This window comes from Enterococcus cecorum DSM 20682 = ATCC 43198 (genome assembly GCF_000407565.1).
Taxonomy (GTDB): domain Bacteria; phylum Bacillota; class Bacilli; order Lactobacillales; family Enterococcaceae; genus Enterococcus_E; species Enterococcus_E cecorum.
In genome coordinates, this window is record NZ_ASWI01000003.1 from 235,001 (window position 1) to 256,131 (window position 21,131).

The 21,131-nt window shown below is 36.3% G+C and carries 20 protein-coding genes, 8 tRNA genes and 1 pseudogene (1 of these 29 cut by a window edge); 26 read left to right on the plus strand and 3 right to left on the minus strand.

The window, feature by feature from the left end:
* The 11 genes from I567_RS01820 to I567_RS01870 all read left to right on the plus strand — a co-directional run.
* Positions 1-28: transfer RNA gene (locus I567_RS01820), tRNA-Val, on the plus strand (it extends 45 nt beyond the left edge of the window).
* Between the two features lie 3 nt (positions 29-31).
* Positions 32-104, plus strand: a tRNA-Lys gene (locus I567_RS01825).
* Between the two features lie 11 nt (positions 105-115).
* Positions 116-197: transfer RNA gene (locus I567_RS01830), tRNA-Leu, on the plus strand.
* 8 nt (positions 198-205) lie between these two features.
* Positions 206-278, plus strand: a tRNA-Thr gene (locus I567_RS01835).
* A gap of 5 nt (positions 279-283) precedes the next feature.
* Positions 284-355 (plus strand) — tRNA-Gly (locus tag I567_RS01840).
* Positions 356-365: 10 nt separating this feature from the next.
* Positions 366-451: transfer RNA gene (locus I567_RS01845), tRNA-Leu, on the plus strand.
* An 11-nt stretch (positions 452-462) separates the two neighbouring features.
* A tRNA-Arg gene (locus tag I567_RS01850) sits at positions 463-536 on the plus strand.
* A 35-nt stretch (positions 537-571) separates the two neighbouring features.
* Positions 572-645, plus strand: a tRNA-Pro gene (locus I567_RS01855).
* A gap of 228 nt (positions 646-873) precedes the next feature.
* Complete coding sequence (rsgA, locus tag I567_RS01860) at positions 874-1,755, plus strand: ribosome small subunit-dependent GTPase A (protein WP_016250548.1); 882 nt, start codon at positions 874-876, stop codon at positions 1,753-1,755.
* Between the two features lie 27 nt (positions 1,756-1,782).
* Positions 1,783-2,433: a ribulose-phosphate 3-epimerase gene (rpe, locus tag I567_RS01865; RefSeq protein WP_016250549.1), complete on the plus strand. Its 651-nt coding sequence runs from the start codon at positions 1,783-1,785 to the stop codon at positions 2,431-2,433.
* The gene (locus tag I567_RS01870; protein WP_016250550.1) at positions 2,434-3,081 is read left to right on the plus strand and encodes a thiamine diphosphokinase; all 648 of its coding nucleotides are present in this window, start codon (positions 2,434-2,436) and stop codon (positions 3,079-3,081) included.
* 86 nt (positions 3,082-3,167) lie between these two features.
* Here the strand turns inward: I567_RS01870 and I567_RS12290 are convergent.
* A protein-coding gene (locus tag I567_RS12290; RefSeq protein WP_111736135.1) for an IS3 family transposase occupies positions 3,168-4,588 on the minus strand; the annotation gives its coding sequence in 2 pieces (ribosomal slippage) (positions 3,168-4,021 and positions 4,021-4,588; 1,422 coding nt in all).
* Between the two features lie 172 nt (positions 4,589-4,760).
* On the opposite strand from I567_RS12290, the gene mreC reads away from it, so the two are divergent.
* From mreC to I567_RS01945, 13 genes are all read left to right on the plus strand, one after another.
* Positions 4,761-5,621, plus strand: a complete 861-nt coding sequence (gene mreC / locus I567_RS01885; RefSeq protein WP_016250553.1) for a rod shape-determining protein MreC — start codon at positions 4,761-4,763, stop codon at positions 5,619-5,621.
* Positions 5,621-6,121: a rod shape-determining protein MreD gene (gene mreD / locus I567_RS01890; RefSeq protein WP_016250554.1), complete on the plus strand. Its 501-nt coding sequence runs from the start codon at positions 5,621-5,623 to the stop codon at positions 6,119-6,121. Before mreC ends, mreD begins: the two co-directional genes overlap by 1 nt.
* A gap of 161 nt (positions 6,122-6,282) precedes the next feature.
* Positions 6,283-7,551 carry a coiled-coil domain-containing protein gene (locus tag I567_RS01895; protein WP_016250555.1) on the plus strand — a complete coding sequence of 423 codons (1,269 nt, stop codon included), beginning with the start codon at positions 6,283-6,285 and terminating at the stop codon, positions 7,549-7,551.
* A gap of 359 nt (positions 7,552-7,910) precedes the next feature.
* Positions 7,911-8,708 carry a MurR/RpiR family transcriptional regulator gene (locus I567_RS01900; protein ID WP_016250556.1) on the plus strand — a complete coding sequence of 266 codons (798 nt, stop codon included), beginning with the start codon at positions 7,911-7,913 and terminating at the stop codon, positions 8,706-8,708.
* A gap of 7 nt (positions 8,709-8,715) precedes the next feature.
* Positions 8,716-9,168: a YhcH/YjgK/YiaL family protein gene (locus I567_RS01905; RefSeq protein ID WP_016250557.1), complete on the plus strand. Its 453-nt coding sequence runs from the start codon at positions 8,716-8,718 to the stop codon at positions 9,166-9,168.
* A gap of 21 nt (positions 9,169-9,189) precedes the next feature.
* On the plus strand, positions 9,190-10,539 hold the full coding sequence (locus I567_RS01910) for an ABC transporter substrate-binding protein (RefSeq protein WP_016250558.1): 1,350 nt from the start codon (positions 9,190-9,192) through the stop codon (positions 10,537-10,539).
* 70 nt (positions 10,540-10,609) lie between these two features.
* Positions 10,610-11,494, plus strand: a complete 885-nt coding sequence (locus I567_RS01915) for a carbohydrate ABC transporter permease (protein WP_016250559.1) — start codon at positions 10,610-10,612, stop codon at positions 11,492-11,494.
* Entirely contained in the window at positions 11,494-12,327 is an 834-nt protein-coding gene (locus I567_RS01920; protein WP_016250560.1) for a carbohydrate ABC transporter permease, read from the plus strand. Before I567_RS01915 ends, I567_RS01920 begins: the two co-directional genes overlap by 1 nt.
* A 19-nt stretch (positions 12,328-12,346) precedes the next feature.
* A complete protein-coding gene (locus I567_RS01925; protein WP_016250561.1) occupies positions 12,347-14,437 on the plus strand; it encodes a sialidase family protein in 2,091 nt (696 codons plus the stop codon).
* Positions 14,438-14,463: 26 nt separating this feature from the next.
* Entirely contained in the window at positions 14,464-15,567 is a 1,104-nt protein-coding gene (locus I567_RS01930) for a Gfo/Idh/MocA family protein (protein ID WP_016250562.1), read from the plus strand.
* Positions 15,568-15,598: 31 nt separating this feature from the next.
* The gene (locus tag I567_RS01935; protein WP_016250563.1) at positions 15,599-16,288 is read left to right on the plus strand and encodes an N-acetylmannosamine-6-phosphate 2-epimerase; all 690 of its coding nucleotides are present in this window, start codon (positions 15,599-15,601) and stop codon (positions 16,286-16,288) included.
* Positions 16,289-16,303: 15 nt separating this feature from the next.
* On the plus strand, positions 16,304-17,221 hold the full coding sequence (locus I567_RS01940) for a dihydrodipicolinate synthase family protein (protein ID WP_016250564.1): 918 nt from the start codon (positions 16,304-16,306) through the stop codon (positions 17,219-17,221).
* Positions 17,222-17,235: 14 nt separating this feature from the next.
* Complete coding sequence (locus tag I567_RS01945) at positions 17,236-18,123, plus strand: ROK family protein (protein ID WP_016250565.1); 888 nt, start codon at positions 17,236-17,238, stop codon at positions 18,121-18,123.
* A gap of 44 nt (positions 18,124-18,167) precedes the next feature.
* On the opposite strand, the gene I567_RS12880 is transcribed toward I567_RS01945, so the two are convergent.
* Both I567_RS12880 and I567_RS13100 read right to left on the minus strand, forming a co-directional pair.
* Positions 18,168-18,473: a hypothetical protein gene (locus I567_RS12880; protein WP_231940216.1), complete on the minus strand. Its 306-nt coding sequence runs from the start codon at positions 18,471-18,473 to the stop codon at positions 18,168-18,170.
* A gap of 138 nt (positions 18,474-18,611) precedes the next feature.
* Positions 18,612-18,824, minus strand: a pseudogene (locus I567_RS13100) (prepilin peptidase); the annotation flags it as partial.
* Between the two features lie 60 nt (positions 18,825-18,884).
* Between I567_RS13100 and I567_RS12295 the strand changes: the two are divergent.
* A protein-coding gene (locus I567_RS12295; RefSeq protein ID WP_111736153.1) for an IS3 family transposase occupies positions 18,885-20,305 on the plus strand; the annotation gives its coding sequence in 2 pieces (ribosomal slippage) (positions 18,885-19,452 and positions 19,452-20,305; 1,422 coding nt in all).
* 263 nt (positions 20,306-20,568) lie between these two features.
* Positions 20,569-21,054, plus strand: coding sequence for a Dps family protein (locus tag I567_RS01965; protein ID WP_016250568.1), 486 nt, complete (start codon positions 20,569-20,571; stop codon positions 21,052-21,054).
* The last annotated feature ends 77 nt before the right edge of the window (positions 21,055-21,131 follow it).

Sequence of the window (21,131 nt, forward strand, 5' to 3'; positions counted from 1 at the left end):
GTCAGCGGTTCGATCCCGTTAACCTCCATATGAGTCGTTAGCTCAGTTGGTAGAGCATCTGACTTTTAATCAGAGGGTCACAGGTTCGAGCCCTGTACGACTCATACTCATATTTGCGGGTGTGGCGGAATTGGCAGACGCACTAGATTTAGGATCTAGCGCCTAACGGCGTGGGGGTTCAAGTCCCTTCACCCGCATAACTTTAGCCGGCTTAGCTCAGTTGGTAGAGCATCTGATTTGTAATCAGAGGGTCGAGGGTTCAAGTCCTTTAGCCGGCATTTACGCGGAAATAGCTCAGTGGTAGAGCACCACCTTGCCAAGGTGGGGGTCGCGGGTTCGAAACCCGTTTTCCGCTTTACTATTATGCCGGGGTGGCGGAACTGGCAGACGCACAGGACTTAAAATCCTGCGGTGAGTGATCACCGTACCGGTTCGATTCCGGTCCTCGGCATTCTTAGTAATGCGCCCATAGCTCAATTGGATAGAGTGTTTGACTACGGATCAAAAGGTTAGGGGTTCGACTCCTCTTGGGCGCGTAGTCTTTTTAATACCTAAAGATAAATAAAGACTTCGGGAAGTAGCTCAGCTTGGTAGAGCACTTGGTTTGGGACCAAGGGGTCGCAGGTTCGAATCCTGTCTTCCCGATTTATTTTTTGTTCTATTTGTGAAAACTCGAACAAACCTCTAAAATAAATAGCGTGAATCATTCGCAATGTAAATGTAATAGAGAGATTTTGATGATCCTAGAGAATAGGAGAATCAAAATCTCATTTTTTATGATTGGGCGCAGTGGCCGATAAAAAATGAGAGTAGTAAACCCGCCTAATTTTTGGTAAAATGTACTTATAATTGAAATGAGGGGGTTTTCATTTTTTGCAAGGACAACTAAAGAAGGCATTAAGTGGATTTTATTACATTCAACATGAAGGAAACTTATACCAAACACGCGCACGAGGTAATTTTAGAAAACGCAAAGTCAAACCATTAGTGGGTGATTTTGTTGAATTTGAAAGTACGAGTCTAACGGATGGCTACTTACTTGAAATTTTTCCGCGTAAAAATGAGCTTGTTCGTCCGCCTGTGGCTAATGTCGATCAAGTTATCGTGGTGGCGAGTCTAGTCGAACCGGATTTTTCCTATCATTTGCTTGACCGTTTTTTGGTGAGTTTAGAGCAAAAGCAAATTGAGCCGGTGATTTATTTAAGTAAGGTAGATTTACTTGGCGATACGACTTTGCTTGAAGAAATTAAAGCGACTTATCATTTAGCGGGTTATCGGGTGATTATCGGTGATGAAGATGGCTTGAATCAAGTGAAGGCTTTGTTGAAAAATCGTTTGACGGTATTAGCTGGGCAATCAGGGGCCGGTAAGTCGACTTTATTAAATCAATTAGTGCCTGGTCTTGCTTTAGAAACTGGGGAAATCTCAGAAGCGTTAAATCGAGGCAAGCATACAACGCGTCATGTGGAATTAATTGATGTGGCCCAAGGATTGGTAGCTGATACTCCAGGCTTTAGTTCGATTGATTTCTTTGACTTGGAAGTAACTGATTTGCCAAAGATGTTTCCAGAATTTGTGGTTTTACAAGATGCGTGTCGCTTTAGAGAATGTAGCCACACCCACGAGCCAGATTGTGCAGTGAAAGAAGCTTTAGCCGAGGGAAAAATTGCCCAGATTCGGTATGATAATTATTTGTTGTTCTTACAAGAATTGAAAAATCAACGTCCGACTTATCAAAAGAAGAAAAATAAGTAATCACGCAAAACATAGGGGGAATTTCAGATGAAGATTGCACCATCAATTTTAAGTGCTGATTTTGCAAATTTAGAAAAAGACGTCAAAATGGTCGAGGAGTTTGGTGCGGATTATATCCATATTGACGTGATGGATGGTCAGTTTGTGCCAAATATTACGTTTGGTCCGAATGTGGTCAAGGCATTGCGACCAGTGACGAAATTGACTTTGGATGTCCATTTAATGATTGTTGATCCAGAGCGTTATATCGAGGAATTTGCAAATGCGGGTGCGGATATTATTGGCGTTCATGTAGAAGCGACCAACCACATTCATCGCGCATTACAAATGATTAAAGCAAAAGGTGTGAAAGCAGAAGTCGTGCTAAATCCTGGAACCAGCGTCTCAGCGATTGTCCCTGTATTGGATATGGTCGATCAAGTGCTTGTGATGACGGTAAATCCTGGTTTTGGTGGTCAAAGCTTTATCGAATCCACACTGGACAAAATTCGTCAAATTGCCCATTTAAGAGCAGCGAATAACTTAGATTTTGATATTCAAGTGGACGGTGGAATTGTACCTGAAACGGCCAAATTATGTAAAGAAGCTGGGGCCGATGTATTTGTGGCTGGCAGTTATATCTACAATGCGACCGATGTTAAAGCTAGTATCGATGCATTAAAAGAGGCGTTAGAATAGATGAAAGTATTAATCGTTGGCGGGGCTAATCCTAAATGTTGGCCGGCAAATTTATTTGAAGAAGAATACGTAGCTTATATCGGCGTGGATCGTGGCGCACTTTACCTATTGGAGCAAGGAAAGTCACTCGATGCGGCGATTGGTGATTTTGATTCACTGAGTCAAGAAGAATATGAAAAAGTCAAAGCACAGGCAAAGTTTTTGAAACAATCTCCAGCCGAAAAAGATGATACGGACACACAGTTAGGCTTATTATATGCGATTGAACACTTTCCCGATGTGCAATATCGCTTGGCTGGTTTAACGGGAGGACGCTTGGATCACTTCTTGGCCAATTTTTGGATGGTCCTTGAACCACGTTTTACCCCATATGCACGCCAAATTGAGTTAGTCGATGTGCAAAATATCATTGAATATTACTTGCCCGGCAGCTATACGATTGAAAATAAAGCCAATATGCGTTACTTAGCTTATGTTTGTATGACGCCGATGCAGGAATTAACGCTCAATTTAAGCAAATATACCTTAAATAAACAAAAGATTGCCTATCCGATTTCTTATGCAAGTAATGAATTCGTGGGCAAAACGGCGGAATTTAGCTTTAGCGATGGCGTGATGGCTGTTATTTATAGTAAAGATCATAAATAAGACCGAAGAAGGAAGAGGCGAATGGTTTGAGGTGACCCCCAAAAGTTAGACTTTTTTACGAGACGACTCCGGTCGTCTCGTTTTCATTATGCAGCTAAAAGATGGAGCCTATATTGAACAGGACTCATCCATCCTAACTTTTCTTTTATTCGTTGTTCATTATAATACTTTATAAATCGTTCTATTTCCATTTTTAATTCCTCATAGCTATAGTAATTAACGCCATAGTATATCTCTTGCTTAAGCAGACCGAAGAAATTCTCCATTACGGAATTATCTAGACAGTTGCCCTTTCGAGACATGCTTTGAAATATTCGTTCTTCTTTTAGCCTGTGAGAGTATGCCTTCATCTGGTATGCCCAACCCTGGTCAGAATGGAATGTTCGTCTATAAGGGCAGTCTGAAGTGATTTCAATGGCTTTATCCAAGGCATTCATTACATTCTTTGCTGAAGGTTTCTTATCGATGCCGTAACTTAGTATTTCTCCATTACACATATCCATAAATGGATCTAAATACAGCTTATGCATTGTCATATGTCCTTTGACATCAACTTCATAATACTTAAATTCAGTCGTATCCGTTGTGATTTTTTGATGGGGTATGTGCGTATTAAAGCGTCTGCGAATTCTGTTGGGTGCAATGGTACCAGTCCTGCCCCTATAGGAACTATATTTCCTACTTTTGCGTGTGTAGGATGTCACCTGCAAGCCAAGTTTTTGAACTATTCGCTGAACCTTCTTTTTGTTGATGAGATATCCCTGATTATGAAGCTCTCCATGTATTCTACGATATCCGTAATCCTTATTATTCTTACGGATTTCTTGGATTTTTTCTTCAAGTTCTTTGTCAGGATTTTCTCTATCAAATCGTTTTTGCCAATACATATATGTTGCTTTAGGCATGCCTGTATAAGAGAGAAGGTCTTTTAGTTTGAATTCTCGTCGGAGACTGTTGATGACGAGTGCCGTTCTCTCATTTTTTCCTCGTCCTCTAAACGCAGCCTCCTCAGTTCTTTTAAAAAGGCATTCTCAATTCTCAATTTAAGAAGTTCCTCTTCTAGCTCTTTTACATGTTCTGCACTTGTATCAACAGAAGATTCTTCAACTGGTTTGTTTTGTGTATTGCCATTAGTTGTATTCAATGTTTTCTTTCGTCCCTTCTTGCGTGGTCTTAGGGCATCAGGACCAGCTGCACGAAAGCGACTCACCCAATTTGCGATCATACTTGGATTAGTAATTCCTTCTTGCAGAGCTAAATCTTGATATGAGATTTCACTTGATAAATATAACTCTACTATAGAAAGCTTCTTTTCAAAAGAATAAAAATCTTTTTTTCTAGAACGTTTTAATCCTTCATCGCCAAATGCATTGTAATTATCCACCCATAGTTTAACTTTATTATCAGATGGAATGCCGAACTTATTTGCAAGATAAGTATAACCACCTTCGCCATTAAGATAAGCATTTACAACTTGCTTTTTAAACTCAAAAGAATATTTGGACATAAAAATACCGACCTCCAATTGTTAGATTTTATGGTCTAACTTTTTGGGGTCGGTACAGTTGCGTCTTCCTTTTTAATTGCAAAAAAACCATTAAGAGTGTGTAGGATGCTTTTTTTTAGACAAAAATAGTGGTACAATCGTATTTGTTAGTTTATAAGCTAGAGGTGCCTTTGTGAAAAAATATAATTCGAATAAAAATATTATTATCGCTTTGATTATTGTCATTGTGGTTGTGGCAGTCTTGAGTATGACGATTGCGAAAAGAAATACGCAGACTAAAACCAATATCTTACAGTCTACGGTCAATGATACAATTGGTTTAGTCGATAAAGTTCTGACTGCACCTTTTAGATTTTTACACCAAATCACTGAAAATATTAGCGATTTGATGAAAACGTATGAAGAAAATCAACAATTAAAGTCAAAAATCGACCAATATGACAATTTGGTTCAAAAAAATACGAATCAAGAGCGTGAAATTGCGCAGTTGAAAGAAGAACTTGGCTTAAGTGAGACATTGACAAGCTATGAAACCCAAGTAGCCAACGTGATTAGCCGCTCTCCAGATACTTGGCAAGATGTTTTGGTGATTGATAAAGGTGCGAGTGCTGGTATTGAGGTTAATATGGCAGTGATGGCGAAAAAAGGCTTGATCGGACGCGTGCTAGAGGTCAATGCGCATACTTCTAAAGTGGAACTATTGACTTCTGAAAATGAATCAAGCAATCATTTCCCAGTCCGTATCTCTTCTTCTGATGGCGAAGTTTTTGGTATTTTGAAAGATTATGATCAAAAGAAAAACTTGCTGATTGTAGAAGATTTGACCGGAAATGCCAATATCAAAGCAGGCGATGTCGTGCAAACTTCTGGTCTTGGTGGCAATTCACCAGCTGATTTGATGGTAGGTAAAGTGCAAAAAGCTGTGACCGATTCTTATGGTCTAGCCAAGAAAGTTTATGTCAAACCAATGGCTGAAAGTACCGATTTACGTGTGGTAACTATTGTAAAACGTTCCGCAGGGGTGGGTGAATAATGAAAGAAAGAGAATTTCCGCTTTATTTAGCCCCGGTCTTATTTTTATTGATGTTGGTGGACACGCATTTAACCGCCTTTTTATCGAACTTATCAAACTTTCACTATATTTGGAATGTTCATTTAGTCTTGATTGTCTTTTTGTGGGCTGCTTATTCCTTACCAAAAATGCCAACAATCGCGCTGAGTTTTGTCCTAGGTTTATTTTATGATTGTTACTATCTTGGGATTATTGGTATTTATACGGTTTGCTTGACAGTTATGGTATGGCTGTTATACGTCTTTCATGGTGTTATCTATCAAAATTTATACACAATGTTTTTTGCCCTGGTTATTTTTGTGACGGGTTATGAAGTGATATTATTAGTAACTCAAATCCTTTTTAAATTAAGCGCCACGACCTCGGTATTCTTTATTTCGCGTTATCTTGCGCCGACCTTGTTAGTCAATATTATCTTGTTTGCAATTACACTAATTCCATTAAAGAGGCTTTTTAAGTAAGAAGTCTCTTTTTTTTTATTTATCGTATTTGAAATATATTTGTAACATTACTATTATAGGAATGACATCTCACTATGTTAGAATAGCAATTGTCAGAAATAGGACCTTAGACTTAGAAAAGGTCACAAGTGTTAAATACACACACTTAATTGGAGGAATTTATGGTGAAGAAACGTTTATCTTCAGTCGTAATCGTATCTACAGTCTTAGCAGGGACTTTAGTGGCACCAATTGCTACCTTTGCAGACAATTACGATTCTCAAATTGAACAGAAAAACAGTGAAATTAACGACTTGAAATCTAAACAATCAGAAGCACAAGACCAAATTGATCGTTTAGAAACAAGTATTAACAAAATTAACAAAAAAGCAGATGAATTATTAAAGGAACAATCAACTTTACGTGAAGAAACTGTCCAATTACAAAAGGACATCGAAGTTTTAACTGAACGTATCGCTAAACGTGAAGAAGCGATTCGCAATCAAGCACGTGACGTTCAAGTAAACAATCAATCATCTGTTTATGTCAAAGCTTTATTAGATGCCACTTCATTTACTGATGCTTTAGGTCGCTTGAAAGCAATGACTACAATCGTGAATGCGAACAACGATTTAGTGAACCAACAAAAAGCAGATAAAAAAGCAGTAGAAGATAAAAAAGCTGAAAACGAAGCAAAACAAGAAGAAATTGCGAAAAACCAAGCAACTCTTGAAGAACAAAAGGGTACATTAGAAGCAAAACAAGCTGACTTAAATGTATTAAAAGCTTCATTAGCAGAACAACAAGCTACTAAAGAAAGCGAAAAACAAGCCTTGGCTGAACAAAAAGCAGCCTTCGAAGCAGAACAAAAACGTGTGCGTGAACAACAAGCACAAGCCGCAGCAGTTCAACAAGCTGCACAACAAGCACAAGCAAGTGCATCTACTTCATCTAATGCAGCTGCTTCAACAAACAGCAATGCAGGCTCAAGTTCATCTCAAGCAAGTAGCTCAAATAGTGCAAGTTCAAACGCAAGCTCAAGCAATGCTGGCGTATCAAATGTGGTGATTCCTAGCAGACCAGCTCCTGCACCAAGTGGAAATGGTTCAGCTATCGTCGCAGAAGCATACAAACACATTGGTAAACCTTACGTATGGGGCGCTAAAGGACCTAATACATTTGACTGCTCAGGGTTCACTCGCTATGTTTACTTACAAGTAACAGGCCGTGATATCGGTGGTTGGACAGTTCCTCAAGAAGGTGCCGGTGCAATCATCCCAGTTAGCCAAGCACAACCTGGTGACCTTTACTTCTGGGGTTCACGTGGAAGTTCTTACCACGTAGCGATTGCCTTAGGTGGCGGTTCATACATTCATGCACCACAACCAGGCGAATCAGTTAAAGTTGGCTCAGTTGCCTACTTTGCACCAAGCTTTGCCGTTCGCATGTAATCAACATTCAACTGAACATCTCAAGACTCTCACTGATGAAGTGGGGGTCTTTTTTTGGGCTCTAAATCATACAACTTCTTCATACAAGCAACACTTTCCAATCAATTTTTATCTCTTTGTTTTTATATATCTAGTAAAAAAAACTATAATGATAAATATTTTCATATAATAAATAACTGAAAATTTTGTTCATGAAAAGCTTGATTTTTCAATTTATTTCATCCATTTTAAAAATATTGTTTTTATGAAAATTATTTTCGTTAATAAATTTCTTGAAAACATCTTTCTTTTAAAAAAAGATTGTGCTATATTTACGTTGTTAGCGGTTACAAAATTAAATTGAATAGGGGTGATGCGTTATGATTTTAGATACTATTCAGCAAAATTATCATTCATTTACACCTAAAGAGCAGAAAATCGCAACTTATATCATGCAAAAAAAGCATTTAAAAAACATGAACATTACTGAGTTAGCAAACATTTTAAATACTTCCCCTGCTACGATTACACGTTTTTGTAAGAAAATTGATTGTGCCAATTTTGCTGAGATGAAAATTAATTTGGTTGATGAAAGTACACAAGAATCCATAATTAATAAAGATACTATTTTCGATGCTATTCATACTTACTATACAACAGTGATGGATAATACAAATAAATTAGTGAATCCTCAAGATATTGAAGAAACAATAGAGGCAATTATACGTGCGAATAAGATTTATATTTATGGTGTGGGTAGCTCAGGATTAACGGCATTAGAATTTATGCAAAGGTTAATTCGGATGGGGTTTAATGTTTCGTGTTTTACGGATACCCACATGATGCTAATTAGTCAAACCTTACTTACTCCAGATGATTTAGTAATAGGTATTTCTAGTTCTGGGCAAACAGTAGAAATCGTCAATATGTTAGCTAGTGCAAAAAAAGTCGGGGCTAAGACGATTTCGATTACGAGTTTTATTGATAGTCAAATTGTTCGGTATAGTGATATTAGCTTAATTGTGTATAGCAGCAAGTTTGTTAATAATACAAGTTTTGTAAATTCACAATTTGCGATGATGTTCATTGTTGATATTCTGACTATGATCTTACTGGATGATAAAGATTACAATACAATGATGCAAGAAACGATTCAAACAATTTTAGATAGGAAGTGAATGTCGTTTGATTATTAGTAAAGTAGAGAATTTAGGAACGTACCAAAAAGTGAATCCTTATATGAAGGAGTTGCTAGCATTTTTTGAGAATCATGATTGGCGAGAGTTACCTGAAGGAGAAATTCCAATTGCTGGAGATAAAGTATTTGGCAATTGCTTTAATTATGTAGCTGATGGTGTTGCTGGTGATTTTTTTGAAACCCATTACAAATATTTGGATGTTCATTTAGTTGTTGAAAATACTGAAGATATGGCAGTTTCAACAAAAGATTCGACGACAGTTTCCAAAGCATATGATGAAGAAAAAGATATTGAATTTCACCAAGGTCAGGTAGAGCAATTGGTTCATTTAAAACCTGGTGATTGTTTAATTACCTTTCCTGAAGATTTACATCAACCAAAAGTCAGAGTTAATGACAAGGTTGTAAAAAAAGCAGTATTTAAATTGGCAATAAAATAAACAGAAAAGAGGAATTAGATTATGAAAAAGATTGTCAAACTATTATGTACAGTTGGGTTAGCTGCATCAGTATTTGCAATGGCAGGATGTTCTTCTGATGATAAGAAGGACGATTCTCAAAGCTCATCAAAATCTGGTGAATTATCTGGTGACATTGTTATGTGGCACTCCTTCACGCAAGGTCCGCGTTTAGAAAGTATCCAAAAATCTGCGGATGAATTTATGAAAGATCATCCAAAAGTAAAAATTAAAATCGAAACTTTCTCATGGAACGACTTTTATACTAAATGGACGACAGGTTTAGCGAATGGTAATGTCCCTGATATCAGTACTGCTTTACCAAACCAAGTAATGGAAATGATTAATTCAGATGCAATTGTTCCTTTAAATGATACGATTAAAGAAATTGGGCAAGACCGTTTTAATAAAAATGCCTTGGATGAAGCAAAAGTTGGAAAAAATTATTATTCAGTTCCGTTATACTCCCATGCACAAGTTATGTGGGTACGAACTGATTTATTGAAACAACACAATATAGAAGTGCCAAAAACTTGGGATGAATTATTTGAAGCAAGTAAGAAATTAACGGCTGATGGTGTTTATGGCATGTCTGTACCTCTAGGAACGAACGACTTTATGGCAACACGTTTCTTAAACTTCTATGTTCGTAGTGCAGGAGGCAGTCTTTTAACTAAAGATTTGAAAGCGGATTTAACAAGTAAATTAGCGCAAGACGGTATTAAATATTGGGTGAAGATGTACAAAGAAGTATCTCCTAAAGATTCACTAAACTTTAATGTATTGCAACAAGCAACATTGTTCTATCAAGGAAAAACAGCATTTGACTTTAACTCTGGTTTCCATATTGGTGGAGTACAAGCCAATAGTCCACAATTATTAGATTCTATTGATGCTTATCCAATGCCAAAAGTAAAAGACTCTGATAAAGATTACGGTATTGAAACTTCTAATATTCCAATGGTTGTATGGAAAAATTCAAAACATCAAGATGTTGCTAAAGCATTTATGCAATATCTATTTAAAGATAAAAACTATGTAGAATTCTTAAATTCAACACCAGTGGGTATGTTGCCAACTATTAGCGGAATTACAGATCTACCTGAATATAAAGATAATGAAACACGTAAGAAATTTGCTCATGCAGAAGAAGTAATCTTAGAAGCTGCTAAAAAAGGTACTGCAATTGGATATGAAAATGAACCTAGTGTCCAAGCTGGTTTAATGACAAATCAACATATCATCGAGCAAATGTTCCAAGATATTATTTCTAACGGTACTGATCCAATGAAGGCTGCGAAGAGTGCAGAAAAACAATTAAATGATTTGTTTGAAACTGTGGCAGTAAAATAAAAAATTGAGATTGGGGCTTGTTCTTTAAGCCCCGATTCATTTAATAAATATTAAAGAAGGGAGTATGAAAATGGCTAAAGATCGAAATTTAACACGTTGGATATTTGTTTTACCAGCAATGATCATTGTCGGATTACTTTTTATTTATCCGTTTTTTTCAAGTATTTTCTTTAGTTTTACAAATAAAAATTTAATTATGCCGACCTATCGTTTTGTCGGTTTAGATAATTATAAAGCAGTATTATCTGATCCAAATTTTTTCAATGCATTTTTTAATTCAATTAAGTGGACGGTTTTCTCGTTAGCTGGCCAAGTATTTGTTGGATTTATTTTAGCATTGGCATTGCATCGTGTTCGACGTTTTAAGAAATTATATCGTACCCTTTTAATCGTTCCTTGGGCGTTTCCAACGATTGTTATTGCCTTTTCATGGCAGTGGATATTAAATGGTGTTTACGGCTATCTTCCAAATATGATTGTAAAACTTGGCTTGATGGATGCTGCACCACCGTTTTTAACTGATACGACTTGGGCTTTTGTTTGTTTAGTGTTTATCAATATCTGGTTTGGTGCCCCAATGATTATGGTCAACGTACTATCGGCATTGCAAACAGTACCTCAAGAACAGTTTGAAGCCGCCAAAATCGATGGCGCTTCTTCGTGGCAAGTCTTTCGTTATATTACATTTCCACACATCAAAGTTGTTGTCGGTTTGCTAGTCGTATTAAGAACAGTTTGGATTTTTAATAACTTTGATATTATCTATCTAATTACTGGTGGTGGGCCATCTAACGCAACAATGACTCTTCCTATTTTTGCTTATAACTTAGGTTGGGGAACGAAAATGTTAGGTCGTGCATCTGCTGTTACAGTATTACTATTTATTTTCTTATTAGCAGTTTGCTTTATTTACTTTAGTATCATTAGTAAATGGGAAAAGGAGGGACGTAAATAATGAAGAAACGATCAAATATTTTTCTAGATCTTGCTTCTCATCTTTTATTGATTATTGCGACGATTATTGCAATATTCCCGCTTGTTTGGATTTTTATTTCTTCGATTAAAGGAAAAGGGGAACTAACCCAATTTCCAACAAGATTCTGGCCTAAAACATTTACCCTAGATTACTTTACTCATGTAATTAATGATTTGCATTTTATTGTGAATATTAAAAATAGTTTGTTGATTGCTTTATCAACCACTGTTATTGCGATTATCATTTCCGCGATGGCAGCCTATGGGATAGTTCGTTTCTTTCCTAAATTAGGAGCGATTATGTCTCGTTTATTAGTTACAACTTATATTTTCCCACCAATTTTGTTAGCGATTCCATACTCGATTGCAATGGCTAAAGTTGGATTAACAAACAGTTTGATTGGGTTAATGGTTATCTATTTATCATTTAGTGTGCCATATGCAGTATGGTTACTTGTTGGATTCTTTCAAACAGTACCAATCGGCATTGAAGAATCAGCAAGAATAGATGGGGCAAATAAATTTACAATATTTTATAGAATTGTTTTACCAATTGTTGCACCTGGGATTGTTGCTACGGCGATTTATACATTCATCAATGCATGGAATGAATTCTTATACGCATTAATCCTCATTAATGATACCAGTAAGATGACTGTAGCTGTTGCATTAAGATCACTAAATGGTTCAGAAATATTGGATTGGGGAGATATGATGGCTGCTTCAGTAATTGTTGTATTACCATCAGTTATTTTCTTCTCAATTATCCAAAATAAAATTGCTGGTGGCTTATCAGAAGGTTCGGTTAAATAAAAGAAAGGAATACTTATCTATGATTAACAAAATTCATAAGTTTGCTGGTGTCGCTATAATTTCAGGTGTGTTACTTACAGGTCTTTCATATTCTTTTGTTAATACAGATAAAATTGTTTATGCTACTTCAGAATTATCACCAAACTATCAAAGTGGTCCTTATATTTTGAATAATACTGGTATTGATATTAGTGATCAGGTTTTAAATAAAATTCAGGGGGATAATCAAAGTATAGTATTAAATTTTGAATCGAGTAGTCCAAATTCATTACAAGCTATATTTGGTATATCTAATAGTAATAGTGGTTATAGAAACAATTATTTCGATATATTTATGAGAAATTCTGGAGAGATTGGTGTAGAAATACGTGATGCTCAGAAAGGTGTGAATTATCTTTTTGCTCGTCCTGCTTCTTTATGGGGAATTCATAAAGGAAATGCTGTAGAAAACACTGTAGTATTTACTGCAAATGCTACGGAAAAAACATATGAGATGTATGTTGATGGAAAATGTATTTTTTCTAAAAAAGTAGAGGTATTTATCCCTATTAATGGAATTACGGGACAAAATAATGCGATGATAGGCGCAGTAAATCGCGAAGGTTCACAGGCGTTTACAATGAATGGTAAGGTTAATCAACTTCAGATTTTTAATCGAGTGTTGACTTCAAGTGAAATTTCTGAACACTTTTCTAGGGAAAATAAAAAATTAATTTTTCAATCAGGTGATACAACTAATGCAAATTATTTTCGTATACCAACTTTATATACGTTAAATAATGGTAGGGTACTTTCTAGTGTTGATGCACGTTATGGAGGTACGCATGATTCAAGAAGTAAAATTAATATTGCGACTTCTTACAGCGATGATAATGGATTAACGTGGAGCAATCCGATTTTCGCAATGAAGTTTAATGATTATGAAGAACAATTAATTGAATGGCCTAGAGAAGGAAATGCAAAAAATTTACAAATAAGTGGAAGTGCCTCTTTCATTGACTCGGCGATTGTTCAAGATGATAAAGGAAAAGTAGTATTACTGGCAGATGTGATGCCTGCAGGAATAGGTAATAACAATGCTAATCGTTCTGACTCTGGTTTCAAAGAAGTCAATGGAAAATACTACTTGAAGTTAAAGAAAAATGGCGAATCCTCTTATCAATATACTGTTAGAGAAAACGGTGTTGTGTACAATGATTCTACTAATCAACCTACAAATTATCAAGTGAATGAAAAATACGAGGTTTTAGAAAATGGTCATCCGTTAACAGTAGAGCAATATTCGGTGAAATTTGATGCCAATTCAAACTTACAAGAATATCATAATGGTAAGCAGGTACCGATGAATGTATTTTATAAGGATTCTATATTTAAAGTGGTACCTACAAATTATATTGGAATGACATCTAGTTCAGATAGTGGAGAATCTTGGAAAGAGTTCAAATTACTTCCACCTTTTCTAGGAGTTAATCATAACGCAACCTATTTGAGTCCAGGTCAAGGATTAGCTTTAAGTAATAAAAATCGATTAATTTTCGCTACTTATACTAGTGGACAGTTAACATATCTTGTTTCTGATGATGGTGGTAACACATTTACAAAACGTTCAGCACCAGTTCCTTTTACAAATGCAACGGCTGAGGCTCAGATGATAGAACTGAGAGAAGGAGTGATTCGTACATTCTTTAGAACAACAACTGGGAAAATAGCTTATATGACAAGTTATGATAACGGAGATACCTGGTCAGGAGTAAGTTACTTAGATATGATTAGCCAAACTTCATACGGGACTCAAGTATCTGTGATTAAATATTCGCAAAAAATTGATGGTAAAGATGCCGTTATTTTGAGTTCGCCAAATTCAACTGCAGGAAGAAAAGGTGGACAATTATGGGTTGGATTAATTAATGCAGATGATAGTATTGATTGGCGATACCATTATAATGTGGATTTACCAAATTACGGATATTCTTATTCGGCTTTGACGGAGTTGCCTAATCAACATATAGGTTTATTTTTTGAAAAATATGATTCTTGGTCTAGAAATGAACTTCATTTAAGTAACGTTGTACAATATGTAGATTTAGAAATTACTGATTTATTAAAATAAAATTTTCATAATGGAGGAATATAAAAATGACAAAATATGGAGTTGTAGGTACAGGATATTTCGGTGCGGAATTAGCACGCTATATGTCTAAAAATGAGGGAGCAGAAATTACTCTATTGTACGATCCAGAAAATGCAGAAGAAATTGCCAAAGAATTAGGAGCCAAAGTAGCTTCGAGTTTAGATGAATTAGTGAGTAGTCCAGAAGTGGATTGTGTGATAGTTGCAACACCAAATTATTTGCATAAAGAGCCAGTAATTAAAGCAGCTGAGCATGGCAAGCACGTCTTTTGTGAAAAACCAATTGCTTTATCCTATGAAGACTGTCGAGAAATGGTGGATGCATGTAAGAAGAATAATGTAACCTTTATGGCTGGACATGTTATGAACTTCTTTAACGGTGTGCATCATGCAAAAGAGTTGATTAACCAAGGTGTGATTGGCGATGTATTATTCTGTCATACTGCTCGTAATGGTTGGGAAGAAGAACAACCTACTATTTCATGGAAGAAAATTCGTTCAAAATCTGGCGGACACTTGTACCATCATATTCATGAATTAGACTGTGTGCAATTTTTGATGGGTGGTATGCCTGAAAAAGTAACAATGACTGGTGGAAATGTAGCGCATAATGGCGAAAACTTTGGTGATGAAGATGACATGATTTTCATTAATATGGAATTCCCTAATAAACGTTTTGCATTACTTGAATGGGGTTCTGCTTATCGTTGGGGTGAACATTATGTATTAATTCAAGGAACAAAAGGTGCCATTAAGCTTGATATGTTTAATTGTGGGGGAACTTTGAAATTAAATGGTGAAGAAACTCACTTCCTAATTCATGAATCTCAAGAGGAAGACGATGATCGTACAAGAATCTATCATAGTACGGAAATGGATGGGGCGATTGCTTATGGAAAACCAGGTAAACGTACACCATTGTGGTTATCATCCGTAATTGATAAAGAAATGAAATATCTCCATGCAATTATGCAAGGTGCAGCTGTTAGTGAAGAATTTGAGAAATTATTAACTGGTGAAGCTGCTTTAGAAGCAATTGCGACTGCAGATGCTTGTACCCTTTCCATTAACGAAGATCGCAAAGTGCATTTATCAGAAATTGTAAAGTAGAAAATGATAAATAGGAAGAGGGCGTAAAGCGATGGATGAAAAAATAAAAAATATTAAACATCAACTAATTGTATCGTGTCAAGCCTTGGAAGATGAACCATTACATTCTTCATTCATTATGGGAAGAATGGCCCTAGCTGCACAAGAAGGTGGTGCCAAAGGGATAAGAGCAAATAGTGTGGTAGATATTAAAGAAATCCAGAATGTAGTAGATTTACCAATTATTGGCATTATCAAAAGAGATTATGAAGACTCAGATGTTTTTATTACAGCAACCATGAAAGAAATTGATGAGTTAATGAGTGTTCAACCCGAAATTATTGCATTGGATGCCACAAGTAATATCAGACCAAATGGACAGACCTTAGCTGAATTATTTGCACAAATTAAAGCTAAGTATCCAGAACAATTGCTAATGGCGGATTGTTCAACGTACGAAGAGGCTGTTTATGCGGATGAGTTAGGTTTTGATTTCATTGGCACAACACTAGTAGGCTATACGAAACAAAGTAAAGGAGCAAAGATTGAGGCGAATGATTTTGAATTAATTCGTAAAATCTTAGCGAAAGTGAAACATCCGGTGATTGCTGAGGGGAATATCGATACCCCTGAAAAATTTAAAAGAGTTCTTGAGTTAGGGTGTTATAGTGTTGTAGTTGGTTCGATTATCACACGACCACAATTGATTACGAAACGATTTACAAAGGTATTAGAAAACTAGAAAGAAGTAGATAAGATGAGAGATTTAACGAAATATCATGGCGTAATTCCGGCATTTTATGCTTGCTATGACGATGAAGGTGAAATTAGTCCTGAAAGAGTGCAGTCATTAACCAAGTATTTTATTGAAAAAGGTGTTAAAGGAGTTTATGTCAATGGTTCCTCAGGGGAATGTATTTATCAAAGCGTTCAAGATCGCAAAACTGTATTAGAAAATGTAGTCAAAGCAGCGCAAGGAAAATTAACCATTATTGCGCATGTAGCATGTAACAATACCAAGGATAGCCAAGAGTTGGCACGTCATGCAGAAAGTTTGGGCGTAGATGCGATTGCGGCCATTCCTCCGATTTATTTCCGATTACCTGAATATGCGATTGCTAAGTATTGGAATGATATTAGTGATGCAGCACCAAATACGGACTTTATCATTTACAATATCCCACAATTGGCAGGTGTCGCTTTAACACCAAGCTTGTATGAAAAAATGCGCGAAAATCCTAGAGTTATTGGTGTAAAAAATTCATCGATGCCTGTTCAAGATATTCAAACTTTCTGTAAAGCTGGGGATGATTATATTGTCTTTAATGGACCGGATGAACAGTTTATTTCAGGCCGCCTAATTGGTGCACAAGGTGGAATTGGTGGCACTTATGCAGTAATGCCGCAATTATTCTTGCAGTTGGATCATTTCTTAAAGACCAATCAGTGGGAAAAAGCCAAAGCGTTACAAGCTGAAGTCAATGAAATTATCGCACAAATGTGTAGTTGTCATGGCAATATGTATGCAGTGGCTAAAGAAATTTTACGAATCAACGAAAATCTTAATATTGGTTCTGTACGTGCGCCTTTAGCAGAATTAATTCCAGACGATTTATCAAAAGTTCAGGCTTGTGCAGAATATATTAAACAAGTAACGGCAAAATTCATTGATTAAGGTGGCGATGATTCATGTCAACATATCTATGTTTTGATATAGGTGGGACGAATTTAAAATATGCTTTAGTTAACGAATCAGCTGAAATCCTTCAACAGTGGGAGCAACCAACACAAGCCCATTTAGGTGGTCCATTTATTTTACAAACCGTTTGCGATATTATCGAACAGTTAAAACAGGAAAATGAACTAGTTGGTGTGGCAATCTCAACTGCAGGGATGGTGGATCCTAATGAAGGTTCTATCTTTTATGCCGGACCGCAAATTCCTAATTATGCCGGTACTCAATTTAAAAAAGTGATTGAAGAAAAATTTGCGCTACCATGCGAAGTTGAAAATGATGTGAACTGCGCAGGTCTTGCAGAAGGCATTTCAGGTGCAGGTAAAGAGGCAAAGATTTCCTTATGTTTGACGATTGGCACAGGGATTGGCGGCTGTATATTATTAGATAAAAAAGTTTTCCATGGATTCAGTAATAGTGCCTGTGAAGTGGGCTATATGCATCATGGTAAAGTGAGTTTTCAAGATTTAGCCTCTACAACAGCTTTAGTGCAACGAGTATCCCAACTTAAACAAGAAAATATTAGTGAGTGGAATGGTCGAAAAATATTTGAACTTGCAAAATCTGGGGATGTGCAATGTGAAAAGGCTATTCAAGAAATGGTGAATGTTTTATGTGAAGGTATCTCAAATATTTGCTATGTGCTGAATCCACAAGTAGTGATTTTAGGCGGTGGGATTATGTCCCAAGCTGAGTATTTAGAACCATTATTCGCAAAAACGTTGTCTCAATACTTAGTTTCTAGTATTTTAGAAAAAACAACATTGACATTTGCCACACATCAAAATAATGCTGGATTCTTAGGAGCATTTTATCATTTTAAACAAAAACATGAGAAATAACCACCCACCCCCAATCTAAGTGTGTTTAGGTTAGGGGGTGTTTTTTACCAGAAATAGCTGATGTAAAGGCCAAGTGTCATAAATGGAATAAAGGGAATCGGGGCAAATGGTTGATGACAAAGGCAGTATTTCAATAAGAGATACAAAATGCCACTGCCACTCGCTACGACTAAAAGCATGCTGATTTGCTCAAGTGTCAGCCAGGGAAACCATGCACAAGCCAACAATAAATCCCCCTGACCGAGATAATGCTGACTAGAAAAATGTCCCACAATACAAAGCAGTAAAAGCACGATAAAATGCATCCGATAAAAAGTTAATCCAGTACAAAATGCCAGAAACCAAAGCAATCCACTCCCACTAAAAAAAACAAAAGGATCCAATATTAAATAGAGTATATCCGTAAAACTTAAGATAAAGGCACAACTTAACCAGCAAAAGACGAGCAATTTTTGTGAAAAAATAGGCAAATTGGTTATTTTTACGAACATAAAACCAAAGACGACCTCCGCACACAGACTACTCCAGGGGATTTTTGCCTTACAATAACGACAACGAAATCGAAGGAACAAAACAGACACTATAGGCACTAAATCCTTTATTTTTAAGCGCTGATGACAATTTGGACACTGCGAGGGTGGGGCGATGAGTGATTCTCCTTGGGGTAGTCGACAAGCCATACAATAATAAAAGGACCCTAGACATGTACCGACCCCAAAAAGTTAGACCATAAAATCTAACAATTGGAGGTCGGTATTTTTATGTCCAAATATTCTTTTGAGTTTAAAAAGCAAGTTGTAAATGCTTATCTTAATGGCGAAGGTGGTTATACTTATCTTGCAAATAAGTTCGGCATTCCATCTGATAATAAAGTTAAACTATGGGTGGATAATTACAATGCATTTGGCGATGAAGGATTAAAACGTTCTAGAAAAAAAGATTTTTATTCTTTTGAAAAGAAGCTTTCTATAGTAGAGTTATATTTATCAAGTGAAATCTCATATCAAGATTTAGCTCTGCAAGAAGGAATTACTAATCCAAGTATGATCGCAAATTGGGTGAGTCGCTTTCGTGCAGCTGGTCCTGATGCCCTAAGACCACGCAAGAAGGGACGAAAGAAAACATTGAATACAACTAATGGCAATACACAAAACAAACCAGTTGAAGAATCTTCTGTTGATACAAGTGCAGAACATGTAAAAGAGCTAGAAGAGGAACTTCTTAAATTGAGAATTGAGAATGCCTTTTTAAAAGAACTGAGGAGGCTGCGTTTAGAGGACGAGGAAAAAATGAGAGAAAGGCACTCGTCATCAACAGTCTCCGACGAGAATTCAAACTAAAAGACCTTCTCTCTTATACAGGCATGCCTAAAGCAACATATATGTATTGGCAAAAACGATTTGATAGAGAAAATCCTGACAAAGAACTTGAAGAAAAAATCCAAGAAATCCGTAAGAATAATAAGGATTACGGATATCGTAGAATACATGGAGAGCTTCATAATCAGGGATATCTCATCAACAAAAAGAAGGTTCAGCGAATAGTTCAAAAACTTGGCTTGCAGGTGACATCCTACACACGCAAAAGTAGGAAATATAGTTCCTATAAGGGCAGGATTGGTACCATTGCACCCAACAGAATTCGCAGACGCTTTAATACGCACATACCCCATCAAAAAATCACAACGGATACGACTGAATTTAAGTATTATGAAGTTGATGTCAAAGGACATATGACAATGCATAAGCTGTATTTAGATCCATTTATGGATATGTGTAATGGAGAAATACTAAGTTACAGCATCGATAAGAAACCTTCAGCAAAGAATGTAATGAATGCCTTGGATAAAGCCATTGAAATCACTTCAGACTGCCCTTATAGACGAACATTCCATTCTGACCAGGGTTGGGCATACCAGATGAAGGCATACTCTCACAGGCTAAAAGAAGAACGAATATTTCAAAGCATGTCTCGAAAGGGCAACTGTCTAGATAATTCCGTAATGGAGAATTTCTTCGGTCTGCTTAAGAAAGAGATATACTATGGCGTTAATTACTATAGCTATGAGGAATTAAAAATGGAAATAGAACGATTTATAAAGTATTATAATGAACAACGAATAAAAGAAAAGTTAGGATGGATGAGTCCTGTTCAATATAGGCTCCATCTTTTAGCTGCATAATGAAAACGAGACGACCGGAGTCGTCTCGTAAAAAAGTCTAACTTTTGGGGGTCACCTCAACAACTTCCGATAATAAATGCGAACATACAAATCCTCCTTCAAGTAAAAAATGATCCTTCATGAGAATAAATACGCAAAATATTCGAAAAAGCGTTGCTAGATTAAAAAAACTTAATAATTTTAGAAAAATAAACCATTATATTTTACTTTTTTCCTGAAATGGATTATCCTAAATATGTAGTAAAGATTAGGAGGCTTTTATTATGGCAGTAGAAAAAACAAAAAACGTATTAAATCAATTAGTTGCGGACTTGAGCCAATTTTCAACAGTGATTCATCAAGTTCACTGGTACATGCGTGGGCCTGAATTTTTAACTTTACACCCATTAATGGACGAATACATGGATGAAATCAATGCACAGTTAGATGAAGTCGCTGAACGTTTAATCACATTAGGTGGCGCACCTTATTCAACATTGAAAGAATTCGCTGAAAATACAGGTATTAAAGATGAAGTAGGTAGCTATGATTTATCTATTCCAGAACAAATGGAAAAATTAGTCGCTGGTTACCGTTATCTTGCTGACTTATATGAAGAAGGTATTGAAGTGTCTGGTGAAGAAGGCGATGATGTGACACAAGACATGTTCATCGAATTCAAAGGCGCTGTAGAAAAGAAAATCTGGATGGTTCAAGCCAAATTAGGCCGTGCCCCAGAATTAAACTTAACAGAAGGCGTACATCACTAAGATTAGGCATAGAAAATAAAATAAATTTTTTACCGTTATCCAATTTTGGGTAGCGGTATTTTTATTATTTGCTATAA

Bases quoted from the DNA above. Each gene is read 5' to 3' on its own strand.
- I567_RS01935 (WP_016250563.1), top strand. From the start codon at position 15,599: ATGGATGAAAAAATAAAAAATATTAAACATCAACTAATTGTATCGTGT.
- I567_RS01945 (WP_016250565.1), top strand. From the start codon at position 17,236: ATGTCAACATATCTATGTTTTGATATAGGTGGGACGAATTTAAAATAT.
- I567_RS01895 (WP_016250555.1), top strand. From the start codon at position 6,283: ATGGTGAAGAAACGTTTATCTTCAGTCGTAATCGTATCTACAGTCTTA.
- I567_RS01910 (WP_016250558.1), top strand. From the start codon at position 9,190: ATGAAAAAGATTGTCAAACTATTATGTACAGTTGGGTTAGCTGCATCA.
- I567_RS01930 (WP_016250562.1), top strand. From the start codon at position 14,464: ATGACAAAATATGGAGTTGTAGGTACAGGATATTTCGGTGCGGAATTA.
- mreD (WP_016250554.1), top strand. From the start codon at position 5,621: ATGAAAGAAAGAGAATTTCCGCTTTATTTAGCCCCGGTCTTATTTTTA.
- I567_RS01965 (WP_016250568.1), top strand. From the start codon at position 20,569: ATGGCAGTAGAAAAAACAAAAAACGTATTAAATCAATTAGTTGCGGAC.
- I567_RS01915 (WP_016250559.1), top strand. From the start codon at position 10,610: ATGGCTAAAGATCGAAATTTAACACGTTGGATATTTGTTTTACCAGCA.
- I567_RS01870 (WP_016250550.1), top strand. From the start codon at position 2,434: ATGAAAGTATTAATCGTTGGCGGGGCTAATCCTAAATGTTGGCCGGCA.
- I567_RS01920 (WP_016250560.1), top strand. From the start codon at position 11,494: ATGAAGAAACGATCAAATATTTTTCTAGATCTTGCTTCTCATCTTTTA.
- rpe (WP_016250549.1), top strand. From the start codon at position 1,783: ATGAAGATTGCACCATCAATTTTAAGTGCTGATTTTGCAAATTTAGAA.
- I567_RS01940 (WP_016250564.1), top strand. From the start codon at position 16,304: ATGAGAGATTTAACGAAATATCATGGCGTAATTCCGGCATTTTATGCT.
- I567_RS01925 (WP_016250561.1), top strand. From the start codon at position 12,347: ATGATTAACAAAATTCATAAGTTTGCTGGTGTCGCTATAATTTCAGGT.
- I567_RS01900 (WP_016250556.1), top strand. From the start codon at position 7,911: ATGATTTTAGATACTATTCAGCAAAATTATCATTCATTTACACCTAAA.